This window comes from Streptomyces neyagawaensis, from assembly GCF_023516595.1.
In the GTDB taxonomy this organism is placed as follows: Bacteria; Actinomycetota; Actinomycetes; order Streptomycetales; family Streptomycetaceae; genus Streptomyces; species Streptomyces neyagawaensis.
This window is the reverse complement of sequence record NZ_JAMGBG010000039.1, coordinates 103,199-122,697: the sequence shown is the minus strand read 5'-3', so window position 1 is coordinate 122,697 and position 19,499 is coordinate 103,199. Positions and strand designations below refer to the sequence as shown.

Sequence of the window (19,499 nt, the reverse complement as noted above, 5' to 3'; positions counted from 1 at the left end):
ATGTCGACCTGAGGGGTTGACGGGGTGGTGGGGGGCGGTCACCTTCGAAAGCACATGGCCTGGGAGCGCTCCCACACTCCGCACCCGTCCGTCCGCGTGTCGAAGGGATGTCACATGTACGTGTCTCGCCCCTTGCCCCCACCGTCCCACCTCTCCCGCAGGACCCTGGTCGCGGCCGCCGCCGCGGGGCTCGTCACCGCGGCCCTCCCCTCCCCCGCGCGGGCGGCCGCCGACGCACGGGCCGTGTTCCACACCGTGGGCCGGGTGAAGGAGGCCGCCGACGGGATGGTGCAGTACACCTGGCCCGGCGTGTACTTCGAGGCGCGGTTCCGGGGCACGGGCATCGGGATCGTCCTCGACGACACGAACAACGACTACGACGTCCGGATCGACGGGACGACCGCCGCGACGCTGGTCACGCCGGGCCGCACCGTGTCCTGGCTGCGCGGCCTGTCCGACACCGAGCACACGGTGCGGCTGGTCAAGCGCACGGAGAGCCCGTGGGCGGTGGGACGGTTCGGCGGGTTCACGGCGGCCCCAGGCGGGGCGATCCTCGGCGCGCCCCGGGCGCGGACCCGGCAGATCGAGTTCATCGGCGACTCGTTCACCGCCGGCTACGGCAATGTCTCGCAGACACGGGACTGTTCGGGCAACGGCGGCGTCAACCGGAACAGCAACGCCGATCTCGCGTTCGGCTCGCTGATCGCGCGCAGGCTCGACGCGGACCACCAGCTCAACGCGATCTCCGGTCGCGGCATGGTCCGCAACTACAACGGCGGCGACCCGGGCGTCAGCTACCGCACGTTCTACGAGCGGGCCCTGCTGAACGTGGACGGCGACGTGTGGAGCAAGCCCGACAGCTGGCGCCCCCAGGTCGTCGTGATCGGGCTCGGCATCAACGACTTCTCCACCCCCTTGCGTCCCGGTGAGCGCTGGGCCACCCAGGAGGCGCTGGTCGCCGACTACGAGAGCGCCTACCACGGGTTCCTGGACCGGCTGCGGGCGCGCTACGGCCCCGGCACGTTCCTGGTGGTGTCGGCCACCCGGCCGTTCGCCGACGCGACCACGAGGATCGTGCGGGAGCGCAACCGGCGGGGCGACGACCGGGTCCGCCACTTCTTCTTCGGCGACGCGGCCCTGGACCTCCTCGGCTGCGACTGGCACCCGTCGCTCAACGACCACCGGACCCTCGCGAACCTGCTCACCGAGTTCGTGGCGCGCCTTCCGCTGCGCTGGTAGCGGGCGGCCGGGCCCCTTCGCGGCCGGGGTTCACGCCGGCAGGGCCTGCCCCGGCCGCAGTGCGTCGAGGAGACCCGCGTGGTGGAGTCCGGCCACGGGGGCGAGGAGATCGGGGTGGCGCAGCAGCGCGGCGGCCCGGCGGTCCTGGACGTCCGGATCGAGCAGCCGGCGGAAGGCCACGGGGGAACCGGCGGTGTGGTGGGTGCCGGCGAGGGCGGTCACCGCGGCGCCGGCCAGGGCGGGGTCGGTGAGCAGGCAGGCCGCCCAGCTGGCGACGACCTCGTCCACCCAACTCCGCCAGGCGTGCTCGTCCTCCGCCGCGGGGTCCGTCTCGTCGGCCGTGTCATCGGCCGTCTCGTAGCCGGTGATCCAGTCGAGCCGGGCCGAGCCGCCGGGTCCGGACATGCCGACGAGGCCCGCGTCCATCGGCGTGGGGTAGCGCAGCCAGGCGGCCACGGTCACCGCCTGCCGGGCCTGGGCCTCGCAGAGGGCGGAGTCGATCGCGCCGCCGCCCGCCGGATAGGCGCGGGTCAGCCACTGGGCGGTCGCGGCGATGAGGGGGGAGAGATCTGCGTGCACTGGGCCGTCCGGGGTACTGGGGAGCGCGCACCGAAGAACGTAGCCGGGGAGCGCCGCGACGGAAATGGCGCAGGCCACGCAGCGGACGTGTCCTCGGCCACAGAGGCCGGCCCACCTGACCACCAAGGGATCAATACGTCGATACCGGACACGAAAGGGGTTCACTGGCCCCCTTCGGGCCCGCCCGCGGCAGACGGCCGGGACAGGCGGAAAGGAGCGAGTCATGGGACACGGCGGAAACGTCGTCGAGGAACTCAAGACCGACCACCGCGAGGTGGAGGAGCTCTTCGGCAAGATCGAACAGCTGCCCTCGGGGCACGCCAAACGCAAGGTGTACGCGGACCAGGTCACCATCGAGCTGATCCGGCACTCGGTCGCCGAGGAGGCGTACCTCTACCCTGCGGTCCGTGAGCACGTGCCCGACGGGGACGCGATCGCCGACCGTGAGCTGCAGGACCACGCCGAGGCCGAGCGCCTCATGAAGGACCTGGAGCGGTGCGAGGCCGACGACCCCGAGTTCGACCGGCTGATCACCCAGCTCATGACGGAGATCAGGAGCCATGTCCGGGACGAGGAGAGCAATCTCTTGCCCCGGATGACCCGGTCCTGTCCGGCGGAGATGCTGGACCGGCTGGGCGACAAGGTGCGGACGGCCAAGAAGACCGCGCCGACCCGGCCGCACCCGTCCGCGCCGGACAAGCCCCCGGCCAACAAGATGCTGGCGCCGGGCATGGGTTTCGTCGACCGGCTGCGCGACGCGATGACCGGCCGCGGCAAGGAGTCCTGAGGCACCGGACGGCGGCCGGTACGGACTCGGGGGCCCGGGGCGGATGTCCGCCCCGGGCCCCCTTGTCATCGGCCTGAGGCGATGCCGGCCATGGCCTCGACGGTCAGGTCGAGTTCGGCCTCGGTGTTGTAGTAGTGCGGGGAGAGGCGCACCAGCGGGTGGACACCCCGGTGTTCGGTGTCGAACTGGGTGTGCTCGGGGACGGTGTACGTGACGTTGATGCCGTGCCCCGCCAGGGTGGCGGCGACCTCGGCGGCGGGCACGCCGTCGACCTTGGCGGTCACGATGGCGCAGCGGTGCGCGCCGAGGTCGTGGGTGGTGACGCCGGGCAGGGCGTCGAGGCGGTCGCGCAGATACGCGCCGAGGGCGAGGGCCCGTTCGCCGATCCGGTCCAGGCCCAGGTCGAGGGCCTGGCGTACGGCGGATTCGAGGCCCAGCACATTGGCGTAGCCGGTCTCCCAGCTCTCGAAGCGCCGGGCGCCCGGCTGCCAGGTGAAGCCCCGCTCGCCGTCCCAGGTGGCGGCCTGGATCTCGATGACGTGCGGCTCCAGGTACTCCAGTGCCTCGGGCCGCACCCACAGGAAGCCGGTGCCGCGCGGACCGCGCAGGAACTTGCGGCCGGTGGCGGTGAGCAGGTCGCAGCCGATCTCGGTGACGTCGACCGGGAACTGCCCCACGGACTGGGTCGCGTCGAGCAGGAACGGCACCCCGGCGGCACGGGTGATCCGGCCGATCTCGGCGGCCGGGTTGATCAGGCCGCCGCTGGTCGGCACATGGGTGACGCCGACGAGCCTGGTCCGCTCGTCGATGAGGTCGGCGAGGGCGGCCGTGTCGAGCTGCCCGTGCTCGTCGTCGGGGACGACGACGATCTCCGCGCCGGTGCGGCGGGCGATCTGGAGGTAGGCGAGGACGCTGCTGCCGTACTCGTCGCGGCCGGTGAGGATGCGGTCCCCGGGCTTGAACGTCAGGGAGTAGAAGGCGGCGTTCCAGGCATGGGTGGAGTTGTCGAAGAGGGCGACCTCCTCGGGCCGCCCTCCCAGCAGTCGGGCGATGTGGGTGTAGGTGGCGTCGATCCGTTCCCTCTCCCGTGCCGCGGCCTCGTAGCCGCCGATGGCGGCCTCGAGTTCCAGGTGGGAGGTGACGGCCGTCAGGGTCTGCCGGGAGAGCAGGCCGGCTCCGGCGTTGTTGAGGTGGATCCGGTGGGCGGTGCCCGGGGTGTCCCGGCGCAGTGCGTCGACATCCATGGGGCCCATCCTTCCCGGCCGTCACCGCCGGGTGAACTCTGCGCGCCCCGGTTCCTGGACCGGTCGTTGTCACCCGGGGAGCAACTCCGGGCCCGGGGGACTCAACTCCCGCAAACGAAACGGCGATCACGCCGGACCTCCGCCGTCGCGCTGCCATATTCGGAAGCCACTTCGGAGGTGGCTGTGACGCTAGAGGTGACGACATCCCGGACGAGGCGGCCCGCGGAACGCACGCCGACCCGCCTGCCCGAACCCACCGCCGGCCCGGTCGGCGTCCCCACCGCCGGCCCGGTCGGCGTCCCCACCGTCGGGCGGGTCCCGGACCGCACCGCAGACCGTGTGCGCGAGCTGGCGGAGCGCCGGGCGCTGGCGACGGCTCCGGGCGGGCCCAGGAGACGCGGTGAGTACGGCGCCCGGGAGCGGATCGATCTGCTGCTGGACGCGGGCTCGTTCACCGAGACCGGCCTGTTCGTACGGGCTCGGCCCACCGGCGACGGCGCCCACCGCCCCCACGGTGACGGGGTGGTCACCGGGCACGGCACGATCGACGGCCGCCCGGTCTGTGTGTTCGCCCAGGACTCGACGGTGTTCGGCGGCAGCATGGGCGAGGCGTTCGGGGAGAAGACCCTCGCCCTGATGGACCTCGCCCTGAAGACGGGCTGCCCGGTCGTCGGGCTCAACGACGGCGGCGGCGCCCGCATCCAGGAGGGCGTCACCTCGCTCGCCCTCTACGCCGAGCTGGTCCGCCGCAACGTACGGGCGTCCGGGGTGATCCCGCAGATCTCGGTCGTCCTCGGGCCGTGTGCGGGCGGGGCCGCCTACTCCCCCGCGATCACCGACTTCACGGTGATGGTGGACGGCGCCTCGCACATGTTCGTCACCGGGCCCGACGTCATCGAGACCGTCACCGGTGAACGCACCAGCGCCGAGGAACTGGGGGGCGCCCGCACCAGCAACACCGTGAACGGCAACGCCCACTTCCTGGCCGCCGGCGAGGTGGACGCCCTCGACACCGTACGGGACCTGCTGTCGTACCTGCCCGCCAACAACCTGGAGCGGCCTCCGCGGTACGCGCCGGGGGCCGCGCCCGACGGGGCGGTCCTGGACACGGTGGTGCCGGACCGGCTCGGGCAGGCCTACGACATGCGGGACGTGCTCCGCGCGGTCGTCGACGACGGTGAACTGCTGGAGGTGCAGGAGCTGTTCGCGCCGAACATCGTCTGCGCCCTCGCGCTCGTCGAGGGCGCCCCCGTCGGGGTGGTCGCGAACCAGCCGCTGCACGCCGCCGGGGTCCTCGACATCGACGCCTCCGAGAAGGCGGCGCGGTTCGTGCGGTTCTGCGACGCGTTCGGCATGCCGCTGCTGACCTTCGCCGACGTCCCCGGCTATCTCTCCGGCGTCCGGCAGGAGCAGGCGGGCATCATCCGCCGGGGCGCCAAACTGCTGTACGCGTACGCCGAGGCGACCGTCCCGAAGGTCACGGTGGTGGTGCGCAAGGCGTACGGCGGCGGCTACGCGGTGATGGGCTCCAAGCACCTCGGCGCCGACATCAACCTGGCCTGGCCCACCGCGCGCATCGCCGTCATGGGCGCCGAGGGCGCGGTGGGCGTCCTGCACCGCCGTGAACTCGCCGCGTCGGCCGACCCGGAGGCGCTGCGGGCCCGCCTCGTCGCCGCGTACGAGACGACGCACGGCACGCCGTACCTCGCCGCCGAGCGGGGGTACGTCGACGCCGTCATCGCTCCCCGCGACACCCGCTCCCACATCTGCCGCGCGCTGCGCGCCCTCGGCGGCAAACGTGCCGCGACGCCCGAGCGGCGCCACGGCAACATCCCCCTCTGACCGGCCCGTCCGCCCCCGCAAGCACCGCCCCGCGACGTGAGGAGCCACGCCCGATGGACAGCCGCCGTCCCCCGTCCGCACCCCCGATCCGGAGTCTGCCGGAGTACGTGGGGCACTGGGCCACGACCACTCCCGACCGTCGGGCGTTCACGTTCGTCGACCATCCGGCCCCGCACTCACGGGGCGTCCACCGCACGCTGACCTGGCGGCGGCTGGACCTGCGGGTGCGGGCGGTGGCCGCCCGGCTCGCCGAGGAGGCCGCGCCCGGGGAGCGGGTCGCGGTGCTGTGCCCGCAGGGGACGGACTACGTCACCGCGTTCCTCGCGGCGCTCACCGCCGGGCTGGTCGCCGTACCGCTGTACCCGCCCGGTCTGCCCGGCCACGGCGACCGGCTCGCTGCCGTGCTGGCCGACGCGGACCCGGCCGTCGTCGTGACGACGGGCCGTCTCCGGGACGAGGTACGGGAGTTCCGCGGCGACCGGGCCCCGCGGATCGTCGCCGCCGATCAGGTGCCCGACGCCGCCGCCGGCGGGTGGCGGCCCGAGCCGCCGGACCCCACGGCGGTCGCGTACCTCCAGTACACCTCCGGCTCGACCCGCACCCCGGCCGGTGTGGAGATCACCCATGCCAATGTCGTCGCCAACGCCCGCCAGGCGCTCACCGCCTACGGGGCCGACGCCCAGCCGGTGACCTGTGTGGGCTGGCTGCCGCTGTACCACGACATGGGGCTCGTGCTGAGTGTCGCGGCGCCGGTGGTGCGGGGGGTGCTGTCGGTGCTCATGGACCCGGTGGCGTTCCTGCACGAGCCCGTGCGCTGGCTGCGGTTGCTCGCCGCGCATCCGCGGGCGCTGAGCGCGGCCCCCAACTTCGCCTACGACTACTGCGCGTCGGCCGTCACCGAGGCGCAGAAGGCGGGGCTGCGGCTGGACGGGGTGGCCGCGCTGATCAACGGCAGCGAGCCGGTGCGGCCCGGTACGGCCGACCGTTTCCACGCCGCGTTCGCCGCGCAGGGGCTCCCGGCCGGGACGCACTGCCCGTCGTACGGGCTGGCCGAGGCGACCGTCTTCGTCAGCGCGGCCCGGCCGGGCGAGCCGGTGCGCGGTATCGCGCTCGACCGTGACGCCCTCGCCACCGGCAAGGCGCTGCCCGCCCGGCCCGACGATCCGCGGGCGGTGCTGCTGGCCGGCTGCGGCACCCCGGCGGGCCAGCGGGTCCGGATCGCCGACCCGGTGTCCCGTACCGCGCTGGCGGAGGGGGAGATCGGCGAGATCTGGGTGCGGGGCCCCAACGTGGGGCGCGGCTACCGGAACCAGGAGCGGCAGACGCGGCGGGTGTTCGGCGCCCTGTTCGCCGACTCCGCCGACGGTCCCGGCGCATGGCTGCGCACCGGTGATCTGGGGACGGTCCTGGACGGGCAGTTGGTCGTCACCGGGCGGCTGAAGGACCTCATCGTCGTCGACGGCCGCAACCACTACCCGCAGGACGTGGAGGCCACCGCCCAGGACGCGCACCCGGCGCTGCGACGCGACCGGCTCGCCGCCCTCGGTGTCCCCGGCGACGCGGGCGAGCGGGTGGTGGTCGTCGCGGAGCACGTCCGGACCACGACCCTCGCCGACCTGGACGTCCCGGCCGTGACCCGCGCGGTGCGCGCCGCCGTCTCCGCCCGCCACGGGCTGCGCCTCGCCGACGTCGTGCTGGTGCCGCCGGGCACCGTGCCCCGAACGTCCAGCGGCAAGGTGGCGCGGGCCCGCACCCGCGAGCGGTATCTGGCGGGTGCCTGGGCGGAGGTCTCCCCGTGAGGGCCGTCCGGGACGTCGACGAGGGCGAGTTGCGGCGGCTGGTCGCCGAGCGGGTGGCCGCCTGGACCGGTGCGGCCGCGGCGGACGTACCGATGGACCGGCCGCTCGCCGACCTCGGCATGTCCTCACGGGACGCGGTCGTCCTCGCCGGGGACCTGTCGCGGGCGACGGGCCGGGACCTGCCGGTCACCCTGGTCTGGGAGGCGTCGACCGGCGACGCCCTGGTGGCCCGGCTGTGCGGTACGGCGACGGGGGTAAGGCCGCCGGTCGTACGAGCCCCGGTGCCGGCCGCGCCGGGCGAGCCGATCGCGGTCGTCGGGGTGGGCTGCCGGCTGCCGGGCGGTGTGCGCGGGCCCGGCGACTACTGGCGGCTGCTGACCGAGGGCGTCGACACGGTCCGCCGGGTCCCGGAGGACCGCTGGCGTGACTTCACCGCGTTCCCGCCCGCCGACGCCCAGCCGTACGGCGGGTTCCTCGACGACATCGCCGGGTTCGACGCGGACTTCTTCCGGATCACCCCGCGCGAGGCGGCGGTCATGGACCCGCAGCAGCGGATCCTCCTGGAGGTCGTCCAGGAGACCCTCGACCACGCCGCCGTCCCGGCCGCGTCCCTCGCGGGCACCGCCACCGGGGTCTTCGTCGGGATCTCCGCGCCCGAGTACGGGCAGCTGACCGGCGCCGACCCGGCGGCCGTCGACCCCTGGGCGCCGGCGGGCGGGGCGCTGAGCGTCGCGGCGGGCCGGCTCGCGTACGTCCTCGACACCCGTGGGCCCAGCATGGCCGTCGACACGGCCTGTTCGTCGTCGCTGGTCGCCGTGCACCACGCGTGTGTCAGCCTGCGCACCGGCGAGAGCGACACGGCGATCGCCGCCGGGGTGAACCTGCTGCTGTCCCCCGCGGTCACCGTCGCCTTCCGGCGGGCGGGCGCCCTCGCGCCGGACGGGCGCTGCAAGCCGTTCTCGACGGCGGCCGACGGCATCGGGCGCGGCGAGGGATGCGCCGCCGTGCTGCTGAAACGGCTGTCCGACGCCGAACGGGACGGCGACCGCGTCCTCGCCGTCATCCGCGCCACCGCCGTCAACTCCGACGGCCGCTCCAACGGCCTGCTGGCGCCCAACCCGGCCGCCCAACGGGACCTGCTGGCCACCGCGTACGCGCGCGCCGGCCTCGCCCCGGCGCGCGTCGACCATGTCGAGGCGCACGGCACCGGCACCCCGCTCGGCGACCCGATCGAGGCGGGCGCGCTCGCCGCGGTGCTCGGCGCGGACCGTGACCCCGACCAGCCGCTGCTCCTGGGCTCCGTCAAGGGCAACCTCGGGCATCTGGAGTCGGCCGCCGGGATCGCCGGCCTGGTGAAGACCGTGCTCGCCCTGCACCACGACCTCGTCCCGCCGTCGCTGCACTGTCTCGCCGAGGGCAGTTCCCTCGACGACGTACGGCTGCGGGTCGTGACCGAGCCCGAGCCGTGGCCCCGGTACGGCGGTACGGCCACCGCGGGGGTGTCGGGGTTCGGGTTCGGCGGCACCAACGCCCATGCCGTGCTGGAGGAGTGGCGGCCCGGCGCGCTGCTGCCGCCCCCGGCCGACGCGCCGACGGCCCGCCTCCACGTCCTCTCCGACACCGACCCCGCGCGCCTGCGGGACACGGCGGCCCGGCTCGCCGACTGGCTCGGGACGCCCGAGGGCGACGCCACACACCTGGCGGACGTGGCCCGCACACTCGCCGGACGCGCCGGCCGGGGGCCCGTCCGCGCCGCGATCGTCGCCCGCGACCGGAACGAACTGGTGGACGGCCTGCGGACGTTGGAGCAGGGGCGGCCCCGCCCGCAGGTCGTGACGGGCGACCGTGACCTCGTCGGGCGTGGACCGGTGTGGGTGTTCTCCGGGTACGGCAGTCAGTGGGCCGGGATGGGGCGCCGGCTGCTGGCGGAGGAGCCCGCCTTCGCGACCGCCGTGGAGAAACTCGACGGACAACTCGCCCCGGAGTGCGGCCTGTCCCTCCACGACCACCTCGCCTCCGGTGACCCGCTCGATCGCCTGGACGTCGCCCAACCCGTGTTGTTCGGTCTTCAGCTGGCGCTCGCGGAGCTGTGGCGCGCGTACGGCGTCGAACCGGTCGCCGTCATCGGCCACTCCCTGGGCGAGGTGGCCGCCGCGGTGTGCGCGGGGGCGCTGGACGTGGCGGACGCGGCCCGCGTGGTCGCCGTACGGGCCCGGCTGCTCGGCGGACTGCACGGCGGGGCCATGGCGGTCACCGACCTCGCCGACGACGAACTCGACGCGCTGGAGCGGGACTTCCCCGGCGTCCATGTCGCCGTGCACTCCTCGCCCACGCAGAAGGTGGTCACGGGCGAGGACGCGGCGGTGGCCCGGCTCGTCCGGTCCCTGGAACGGGAGGGGCGCGCCGTACGGGCCATGCGGGTGACCGGGGCCGGGCACTCCCCCCAAGTGGAGCCGCTGCTACCCGAGTTGACGGACGCCTTGGCCGACATCCGGGGCGGGCGGCCCCTGATCCCCGTCCACTCCACCGTCCTCGACGACCCGCGCGGCGACTGCCGCTTCGACGCCGCGCACTGGGCGGCCAACCTGCGGCGCCCGGTCCGGCTCGACCGCGCCGTCGCCTCCGCCGCCGCCGACGGCCACACGGCGTTCGTCGAGATCTCCCCGCACCCGGTCCTCACCGGAGCCCTCACCGACACCGCGCCGGGGGCCCTGGCCGTGGGCTCCCTCCACCGCGACGCCGACGGCTCCGCCGGTTTCCTCGCCCGTCTGGCCACGCTGCACACAGCCGGCCTGCGCCTACCGCTGCCACCGGGCCGGGTCACCGACCTCCCGGGGCCACGCTGGCGCCATGTACGGCACTGGTGGACTGACGGACGGGGCGGGAGCGGCGCGGCCGGGCCGAGCGGGGGGTCGGCGGACTCCACACCGACGGCTGCCGGGTGTGCGGAGAAAATGCCCGGCGCGAGGGCGATACGTGTCGGCGAGGAGGCGCGGGGCGCAGACAAGGTGGGCAACACGGAGGAGGCGGGTGGCGGGGAAGAAGTGGGCGGCGCTGTGGAGGCGCGGGGCGCGGAGGGCGCCTCGGTCGTCGCTCGGCTGTGCCACCACATCTCCGTCGTGACGGGACACCCGCCGACCCGTGTCACACCGGCCACCGCCTTCGCCGACCTCGGCCTCGACTCCTTGATGGCCGTCCGCATCCGGGCCGGCCTGCAACGCGACTTCGGCAGGGAACTGCCCCTGCGGGACCTGCTGGGCGCCGCGACTGTCGAGGAGACGGCGGTACGCATCCAACGGGCCCTGACCGGGACCGAAGAGGCCGGGGCGGTGCCGCACCCGGCCCTCATCGGGGCGCCGACGCCTCCGCCGCCACCCGCAGAAGGGCCGCTCTTCACCGCACCGGGGGCGCTGAAGGCTCCGCGTCCGGCCGTACCGGCGACTCACCGGCCGGACGGGCAACCGACGCCGCAGCCCACCCGACCAACACCGCAGCCCGCCCAACCGGTGCCGTCGGTCGTCGCGATGGCCGCCGGGCAACCGCGTCAGGCGGCCCCGGCGGCCGGCTGCGGCCTTCCCTCCCCCACCCGGCCGACCGTCGTCGCGGGCGTCCCCATCCGGGCCCTTCACCGCACCGGCTCCCGGCCGCCGCTGTTCCTCGTCCACGCCGCCGGCGGCACCACCGACGTCTACCGGGGGCTCGCCGAGCGGCTCGGCGCGGTGCGGCCGGTGTACGGGCTGGAGCGGATCGAGGAGGCGCGGACGGTGGTCGAGAAGGCGCGCCGTTACGTCGAGGCGGTGACGGCCGTGCAGCCCGACGGGCCCTGCCTGCTGGGCGGTTGGTCGTTCGGCGGCTTCGTCGCCCAGGAGGCCGCCCGGCAGCTGACGGCCTCCGGCCGGGACGTCGGGCTGGTCGCGCTCATCGACTCCGTACGCCCCCTCCCGGAACCGCTCGGGCAGACACCCGCCGACCGGGTCCGCAGCCACTTCGCCGGCTTCGCCCGGCATGTCGCCGAGACGTACGGGGTGCGGCTGCGGCTGCCGTACGACGAGTTGGCGGCGACGGACGACGACGGTGAGCGCGTCGACACCGTGCTGCGGGCGCTGCGCGAGTCCGCCGACGTGCCCTCGGCCGCCCTGGAGCACCAGCGCGCCTCCTACCTGGACCTGCGGATCGGGGAGGCACACCGGCCGGGCCGCCACGACGGGCGGGTGGTGCTGTACCGGGCCACCGAACCCGCCCCGCACACCGTGCGCGACCCCGCGTACGAGCGGGACGACGAGGCGCTCGGCTGGGACGAGGTGTGCCCGCGGCTCAAGGTCGTCCCCGTCGCGGGCCACCACCTGTCGCTGCTGGACCCGCCGTACGTCGACGAGATCGCCGCCCATCTGCGGCGCGAACTCGACGAGGAGACCCGCTGATCCCGAACGAGGAGAGCCGCCATGCCCCACCATGACACCGGGACACCCCCACAACCCGCCGGAGCCCCGCCCCGGGCGACCGCCGTCCCCGACCGGGCCCCGGGCCGCGCGCCCAGCCGCGCCCCCGACCGCTCCGCCGCACCGTCCCGCCGTGCCGTGACCCGAGCGTCCGCCGCCGGCGGTCTGGCCGCCCTCCTCGGCGCGGCGGGCACGGCCACCGCCGAGGCCGCCACGGGCCGTTCGGCCGGCAGCCACGCCACCACCGCCCGCGCCGCCGCCCGAGTCACCTCCCCCACCCCCACCCCGCGAACCGTCACCACCTCCTCCGGAGCGGCCGCCACCCGCCTCGGCCCCCGCACCCTCGACGTCTCGCTGCCCTCCGCCGCGCTCGGCCGCAGCGCGCCGGTGCGGCTGATCCTGCCGTCCTCGTTCGGTACGAGGCCCGACCGGACGTACCCCGTGCTGTACCTTCTGCACGGCGCCCACGACGACTACACGTCCTGGACCCGGGAGACGGACATCGAGGCGTTCACGGCGGGCCGGGAGCTGATCGTGGCGATGCCGGACGCGGGGCCCACCGGCATCCCGACGGCTTGGCGCAGCGGCGCCGATTACGAGAGGTTCCAGCTGGTCGAGGTGCCGGCGCTGCTGGCCCGTGACTACCGGGCCTCCGGTGTCCGTGTCGTCGCCGGGGTCTCGACCGGCGGTTACGGGGCGATGGCGCACGCGGCCCGGCATCCGGGGATGTTCACCGCGGCGGCGTCCTACAGCGGCATCCTCGACACGACGGCCCCCGGTGTGCCCACGCTGATGGACGCCATCGTGGCCCGCGAGAACCTGGCGCCCCTGTCCCTGTGGGGCAACCCCTTCCTGAACGCGCTGACCTGGCGGGACTTCAACCCGCGCTCCCGTGCGGCGGGGCTGCGGGGCACCGCCCTGTATGTGTCGGGCGGCAGTGGGGTGGTCGGCGGCGTCGGCGACTGGCTGCCGGAGGCGCTGGAGAGCGCGCTGTGGCCGTCCGCGCACGCCTTCACCGACACGCTCGCCCGGCTCAGGGTCCCGGTGACGACCCACTTCTACGCGGGAGGAGGGCACAGCTGGGCCTACTGGAAGCGGGAGTTCACCGCGTCGTGGCCGATGCTCGCCGGTGCGCTGGGGGTGCCGGCGTGAGGGCGGTGCCGTCGGGGCACGGAACGGAGCGCAGGGGACATCCGTCCAACCCGGGACTTGTCCCTCGCCCCACGGGCACCGGCCCGCGAGTGAGCCGCTTCCGGGTGAAAGGAGGGCCGGCCGTGGCTGCCCCCACCCCGCCGCACGGCCCCGCCGCCACCCCCGTACCCCCCGATCTGGCCACACTGCTGCGCGACCACTTGGAGGCCGTCGCCGACGAGGTGGAGGCGGAGGTGCGCAGACAGGTCCCGGAGTACGCCCGGCCGGCGGACGGGACGCACCGCGCGCACCTCAGGGCGGGTGTCGTGCAGGCGCTGACCCTGTTCGTCGACCACATCGCCGATCCCCTCGGCCAGGGGGCGGCGATCACCGCGACGTACTACGAACTGGGGCGCGGCGAGGCGCTGGAGGGCCGCGGTCTGGAGGCGTTGCAGTCCGCGCTGCGGGTCGGCGGTCTGCACGCGTGGCGGCTGATGGGCCGTACGGCGGAGAACCTGGGCCTGGACTCGGGGGTCGTGGCGGCGCTGGGCGAGCTGGCGTTCCGGACCGTGCACGAGGTCGCCGAGGCGGCCGCCGCCGGTTACGCGGAAGCCCGGCCGCACAGCGCGGAGGAGGTGGAGCGGCGCCGCAAGCGGCTGCTCGACCTGCTGCTGGGCGGGGGCCCAGTGTCACCGGAGGCCGTGCAGGACCTGGCGCACGGGGCCCGCTGGTCGGTGCCGCGGCAGGTCGCCGTGGTGGCACTCGCGGCGACCCCGGAGCAGCGGGAGGCGGACCGTCCGCTGGCGGCGGCCGGGGCGCTGGTCGACATGGATTCCCGGCCGCCCCGCATGCTGGTGCCCGACCCGGACGGTTCCGGACGCTTCGGGGGGCGGGCGTTCACCCTGGCGCTGCGCGGCAGGCCGGCGGCGATCGGTCCGACGGTGCCCGTGACGGAGGCCGCCCGTTCGCTGCACTGCGCGACCCGGGCCCTCGGTCTGATGGGGCGCGGCATCCTGCCCCGGCAGGGCGTGGTGCGCTGCGCCGACCATCTGTCGACGCTGCTGCTGTACGGCGACGAGGCGATGCTCGGGCACCTGCGGGCGCGAGCGCTGGCCCCGCTGGACACGGTGTCGGAGGGGCAGCGCTCACGGCTCGCGGAGACGCTGCTCGCGTGGCTGCTCGGCGGCAGCAACGTGCCCGAGGTCGCCGCCCGTCTCCACATCCACCCGCAGACGGTCCGCTACCGCCTGCGGCAGCTGGAGAAGCTCTTCGGTGACGCCCTGCACGACCCCGACGCGCGGCTGGATCTCATCCTGGCCCTGCGCGCCGAGTCGCTCGGCGACCAGGACGCCACAGCCGCGCCATGACCGCGGCGACGCCCGCGGCCCGCGCTCGTATGCGACCGCACTCACCGTGCCACAAAAAGCCGGGGAAATTCTGAATTCCCGGCCATAACAGAGGAACTGGCAGAGCGAATACGTTCGGGGACGTCCTTTCCCACGGCGCGTAAAGCGCCCCACCCGCAAAGGATCCCCATGCGTATCCGCTTGTGTCTCGCCGCGCTCTCACTCGTCGGCGGGGCCGGACTCGTCACCCTCTCGGCACCCGCGGCGACGGCCGCGGCCTGCACGGACCTCGATGTCGTGTCAGCACGCGGCACGTTCGAGCCGGGCACGCTCGGCTTCATCGTCGGCGACCCGGTGTATTCCGCGCTGCGGCAGAAAATCAGCGGCAAAAGCCTCTCCAGCTACAAGGTGAACTATCCCGCCGACCTTTCCCCCACGTCGGCCGCACAGGGCAACGCGGATCTGGTGAACCACGTGAGGAGTCAGGCCGCCTCCTGCCCGAATCAGCGTTTCGTTCTCGTCGGCTATTCGCAGGGCGCGAACGTCGTCGACAATTCGATCGGGATCAGCAGTGCCGGCGCGGTCGTCGGAAGTCCCATCGTGGCCACCATCCCGGCCGCGCTCGAACCGAGGGTGGCGGCGGTGCTGTTGTTCGGCAACCCGATCCGGGCCATCGGCAAGAGCGTCACCGGCGTCTACCAGAGCCGCACCATCGACTTCTGCGCCGCCGGCGACCCGATCTGCGAGAGCGGCGGCGGTGACGTGGGCGCACACCTGAGCTACCGGAACAACGCCGACGCGGCGGCCGCCTTCGCCGCGGGCAGGGTCTGAGACCGCCTCCGGCCCGGTTCCCCGCGTCCGGGCCGGACGGGCGGCCGTACGGGCCGTACCGGCCGGTGACAGGGCAAAGGGCCCGGGAGGAGCTTCCTCCCGGGCCCTCCTCCCATGCCGGCGACGCGTAGTTGGGCTCGCGGGCGAACGCCGCGAGGCTCGTGGAAACGGGTTCGGGCCGCCGCCCGTCGTTCTGGACGGGCGCGACGGTCAGGACGTCGAGGTGCTGGTAGCCGGGCGCGATGACGGGGTCGAGGTCGGCGGGGACGCGGCCCGCGAGGAGTCCGTCGCCGGCGAGGACGGTGAGGGTCGGGTCGGCGGTGAGACCGTCGGGGTGGACGATCAGCCGCTCCACCTGGGGCGAGCCGGAGAGTTGGAGGTCGGTGACCAGCTTGGTGGGGAAGTACTGCTCAATGAAGTCCAGCGGCTGCTCGGCCAGGCTGCGGGCGAGTTCCTGGATGTCGGTGACCTCCTTGCCGGCGTCGGTGAACGGCGTTCCGTCGGCGGACCGGTATCCGGGGTCGTCGGGGTCGCCGACCCGGTCGTCATTGCGCCAGGTGTAGAGGGGCCCGCCGGGACGGTCGGGGATGGCCTTGTACTCGCCGCCGAACAGGCCCGGTCGGCTCGCACCGCCGTTGGCCACGGGGAAGCTCTTGTCGACGACGGGGCCGCCGTCGAAGAAGCCGACGCTGCTCCGGAGGAAGGCGAGTGGTACGGAGTGGTCGTCCATCAGGGCGCCGAGGACCGCCTGGTTGGTGAGCCGGAAGTCCCGCACGGCGGGCGTGCCGGTGAGGAAGGCGGCGGTGTCGCTGCGACTCGTGTTCATGGGTGGGACGGTAGGACCGCGAGTACCTTCCGCCCCGCCCGTGCTCACAAGAACGCAGCGGCCGGTGGCGCCTTTGTCGTCCGGCACCAGCTCCCGCCACGCCGCGGTTCCGTCGGCTCGTTCAATGCCGCCCTCCGTCTTGACGTGTTCATTTCCGTCATCAAGCATGCCCAGAGCGCGATTCCTTCTGATCGGTTCTGTTCAGCTCTGTGTTCTGGAAGGGAGTGCCGTGTCCCAACGGCATCGCATCGTCCGGGCCTTGGCGCCCATGCTTCCCCTGGTGCTGGGCGCGGGCCTGGTGGCCGCGCCGCCGGTGGTCGCGGACACACCGGCCCCGGCGGCGCGGAGCGGAGTCACGGTACGGATCGATCCCTCGTACCGGCAGCAGGAGTTCGAGGGCTGGGGCACGAGCCTCGTCTGGTTCGCCAACGCGACGGGCCGCTATCCGGAGCCCATCCGAAGACGACTCGTGGACATGCTGTTCGACGACGACGGACTCGCCCTCAACATCGCGCGCTACAACATCGGCGGCGGCAACGCCCCGGACGTCCGCAAGGACTACATGAAGACGGGCGCGACCATGGAGGGCTTCTGGAAGGCCCCCGAGGGAACCACCCGGCAGGACATGGAGTGGTGGGACCCCGTGAACCCCGACCACTGGAACTGGGACGCCGACGCCGGCCAGCGCTGGTGGGTGGACCAGGTCAAGGACAAGGTCACCAAGTGGGAGGCGTTCAGCAACTCCCCGCCCTGGTTCCAGACCGTCAGCGGCTATGTCTCCGGCGGCTTCGACGCGAACACGGACCAGATCCGCGCGGACCGCGTCGACGAGTTCGCCGCCTATCTCGTGCGCGTCACGGAGGAGTTGGAGAAGGCGCACGGCATCGACTTCGACACGATCGCCCCCCTCAACGAGCCCAACACCAACTACTGGGGCACCCAGATCGGCGCGAACGGCCAGCCCACCGGAGGCCGCCAGGAGGGAGCGCACGCGGGCCCGGCGCTCCAGCAGAAGGTCGTCCGCGCGCTCGACAAGGCGCTCGACGGGGCGAGGACCGACGCCGAGATCTCGGCGATGGACGAGACCAACCCCACGATCTTCACCCAGAACTGGAACGCCTACGACGCCTCCACGCGGGCGGCCCTCCCCCAACTGAACGTGCACACCTACGGCACCGGGATGCGCACCAGCGCCCGCGACATCGCCAAGGGCGCCGACAAGAAGCTCTGGATGAGCGAGGTCGAGGGCACCTGGGGGACGGGCACCGACTTCACGGGCATGGAGCCGGGGCTCGGCATCGCCACGCGCATGGTCGACGACATGCGGGAACTGGAGCCGTCCGCCTGGGTGTTCTGGCAGCCGATCGAGGACGCGATCCCGCAGGCCGCGGCGGGCAAGAACTGGGGCAGCGTCCACGTCCCGTTCAACTGCACCGCCGACGACACCCTGGAGACCTGCCCGATCCGGGCCAACTCCAAGTTCCACACCATCCGCAACTTCACCCATCACATCCGCCCCGGCGACCGGTTCGTCAAGGTCGACGACCCGTCGAGCGTCGCCGCGGTGAAGAAGTCCGGCCGTGCGGCGACCGTGGTCCACGTCAACAGCGGCACCACCGGCCGCTCCGTCACCCTCGACCTCTCACGCTTCGGCACGGTCTCCCCCGGAGCCACCGTCACGCCCGTGGTGACCAGCGCCGACGGCGCTCTCGTGCACGGCACCCCGGCCGGGGTGACCGACCGTTCGGCGACGCTCGACGTCCCCGCCAAGTCGGTGACCACGTTCCTGGTCAAGGGCGTCAGCGGGGTGGCGAAGGACGCCGCCCTGGTGCGGCCCGGTCATGTCTACCGGCTCCAGGGCGCCCAGAGCGGCAGGTCGCTGACCGCGTCGCAGGACGGCACCGGCGTCGTCCAGCGCACGAACGACCCCGGCAGCGCTCGGCAGTTGTGGTCGGTGCGGCAGCTGACGCCGGGCACCGGCAACCGTGAGCGGTACACCCTCGTCAACGCCGCCACCGGCACGCGCCTCGCCGTGCGCGACAACCAGGCCGTGCTGGAGGACACGGCGGCCGGCGAGGTCCCCGACGCCGCTCAGTGGATCATGTCGACGACCGGCGACGGCACCTGGACCTTCGTCAACGCCGCCACCGGCCGTCTGATCGACGTCACGGGTCAGTCGTCCGCGGACGGCGCCAAGGTGTCGACGTACACACCGACCTCGGCGGCCAACCAGCGCTGGGCCGTGACCGACGAGACGGTGCTGCGCACCGAGCGGGCCGAGGTGTTCACCGTGCCGGGGCTGCGGCCGACGATGCCGGAGACGGTGACGCCGGTGTTCCGGGACGGTGCCCGCGGCTCCCTGCCGGTGGTGTGGGACCTGCCCTCGGACCGGCGCTGGAAGAAGCCCGGCACGGTGCGCGTCGAGGGCGAGGCGACCGACGCGCTGGGCCGCACGCTCCGGGCGAAGGCGCTCGTCACCGTCGACACGATCGCCTCGACACTGCCGGGCCGCGCCAAGACCCATGCCGGCGGTACGCCGGAACTCCCGGCCACGGTCATCGGCGTAGGCCGGCACGACGGCCGCACCCGTCTCCCCGTGACCTGGGAGGAGGCCCCCGCCGGGGCCTACGCCAAGGCCGGTGTCGTGACGCTCTCCGGTACCGCCCGGGTCGTCGGCGGCGATGAGGTCGACGCGACCGTGCGCGTCCAGGTCACCGAGGCCACGCAGACCAACATCGCTCCCGACCCCGAGGTCTCCGTCGACGCCACGTTCACCGAGAGCGGCTACTCGGCGGAGCGGCTGCGCAACGGCGACCGGTCCGAGAAGGCCTGGTCCAACTGGAGATCGGGCACCAAGAACCCCTCCGACACCCTCACCTTCACCCTGCCGAGGACCCACGACCTGACGCGCGTCGTCGCCCACTTCCACCGCGACGGCGGCAACGTCTCCTTCCCGGAGAGCCTCAAGGTCCAGGTGCGCGCCTCCTCCGACGGGCCCTGGACCGACGCGAGCGACTCAGTCCCGGTCGGCACCGAGGGCACCCCGGTGATCGACGTGCCCCTGGACGCGGGACCGGCCACCGCCGTCCGCGTGGTCATGACGGCCCGCCCGGGCGGCTACATCACGATGAGCGAGATCGAGGTGTACGCCAAGGGCCCCGGCCGCTCCGCGGACCCCGCCGCGGCCTCGATCGAGGTGGCGGGCGAGCCGATCGCGCCCTTCGACCCGGACACGACGGCCTACCGCGTCACCACGGCCCACCCGCACCGGGCGGTGGTCACGGCCACGGCCCGCGACCCGTACGCGACCGTCACCGTGGACCGCACGGGCACGGGCGACCGGACGTCGGCCGTCGTCACGGTGACCTCCGAGGACGGCTCCCGGACCCGCGGGTACCGGATCGACCTCGTACGCCGCTGAGGCCCACCCCCCGCA

General features: G+C 74.0%; 11 protein-coding genes and 1 pseudogene. 9 read left to right on the top strand and 3 right to left on the bottom strand.

Annotated features, from left to right (window positions below; genetic code table 11):
* The first annotated feature begins 114 nt into the window (after nt 1–114).
* On the top strand, nt 115–1,239 hold the full coding sequence (locus M8J73_RS18495; protein WP_206187871.1) for an SGNH/GDSL hydrolase family protein: 1,125 nt from the start codon (nt 115–117) through the stop codon (nt 1,237–1,239).
* Nucleotides 1,240–1,269: 30 nt separating this feature from the next.
* Here M8J73_RS18495 and M8J73_RS18490 read toward each other — a convergent pair whose 3' ends face one another.
* Nucleotides 1,270–1,818: a hypothetical protein gene (locus M8J73_RS18490; RefSeq protein ID WP_055539561.1), complete on the bottom strand. Its 549-nt coding sequence runs from the start codon at nt 1,816–1,818 to the stop codon at nt 1,270–1,272.
* 223 nt (nt 1,819–2,041) lie between these two features.
* On the opposite strand from M8J73_RS18490, the gene M8J73_RS18485 reads away from it, so the two are divergent.
* Entirely contained in the window at nt 2,042–2,605 is a 564-nt protein-coding gene (locus tag M8J73_RS18485) for a hemerythrin domain-containing protein (protein WP_055539562.1), read from the top strand.
* Between the two features lie 65 nt (nt 2,606–2,670).
* Here M8J73_RS18485 and M8J73_RS18480 read toward each other — a convergent pair whose 3' ends face one another.
* Nucleotides 2,671–3,849, bottom strand: a complete 1,179-nt coding sequence (locus tag M8J73_RS18480; RefSeq protein ID WP_240501363.1) for an aminotransferase class V-fold PLP-dependent enzyme — start codon at nt 3,847–3,849, stop codon at nt 2,671–2,673.
* A 195-nt stretch (nt 3,850–4,044) separates the two neighbouring features.
* On the opposite strand from M8J73_RS18480, the gene M8J73_RS18475 reads away from it, so the two are divergent.
* From M8J73_RS18475 to M8J73_RS18450, 6 genes are all read left to right on the top strand, one after another.
* Nucleotides 4,045–5,691 (top strand): acyl-CoA carboxylase subunit beta, encoded by a 1,647-nt coding sequence (locus M8J73_RS18475; protein ID WP_372503970.1) that lies wholly within the window; start codon nt 4,045–4,047, stop codon nt 5,689–5,691.
* A gap of 53 nt (nt 5,692–5,744) precedes the next feature.
* Nucleotides 5,745–7,490: a fatty acyl-AMP ligase gene (locus tag M8J73_RS18470; RefSeq protein ID WP_249828815.1), complete on the top strand. Its 1,746-nt coding sequence runs from the start codon at nt 5,745–5,747 to the stop codon at nt 7,488–7,490.
* The gene (locus M8J73_RS18465) at nt 7,487–11,911 is read left to right on the top strand and encodes a type I polyketide synthase (RefSeq protein ID WP_249828814.1); all 4,425 of its coding nucleotides are present in this window, start codon (nt 7,487–7,489) and stop codon (nt 11,909–11,911) included. The genes M8J73_RS18470 and M8J73_RS18465 overlap by 4 nt, the downstream gene beginning before the upstream one ends.
* Before the next feature lie 21 nt (nt 11,912–11,932).
* Complete coding sequence (locus M8J73_RS18460) at nt 11,933–13,081, top strand: alpha/beta hydrolase (protein WP_249828813.1); 1,149 nt, start codon at nt 11,933–11,935, stop codon at nt 13,079–13,081.
* Between the two features lie 122 nt (nt 13,082–13,203).
* Complete coding sequence (locus M8J73_RS18455; protein WP_249828812.1) at nt 13,204–14,427, top strand: PucR family transcriptional regulator; 1,224 nt, start codon at nt 13,204–13,206, stop codon at nt 14,425–14,427.
* A 168-nt stretch (nt 14,428–14,595) separates the two neighbouring features.
* A complete protein-coding gene (locus tag M8J73_RS18450) occupies nt 14,596–15,237 on the top strand; it encodes a cutinase family protein (RefSeq protein WP_055536789.1) in 642 nt (213 codons plus the stop codon).
* Nucleotides 15,238–15,370: 133 nt separating this feature from the next.
* Here the strand turns inward: M8J73_RS18450 and M8J73_RS18445 are convergent.
* Nucleotides 15,371–16,045 (bottom strand): annotated as a pseudogene (locus tag M8J73_RS18445) (hypothetical protein); the annotation flags it as partial.
* A 286-nt stretch (nt 16,046–16,331) separates the two neighbouring features.
* Between M8J73_RS18445 and M8J73_RS18440 the strand changes: the two are divergent.
* Complete coding sequence (locus tag M8J73_RS18440; RefSeq protein ID WP_055536798.1) at nt 16,332–19,484, top strand: glycoside hydrolase; 3,153 nt, start codon at nt 16,332–16,334, stop codon at nt 19,482–19,484.
* The last annotated feature ends 15 nt before the right edge of the window (nt 19,485–19,499 follow it).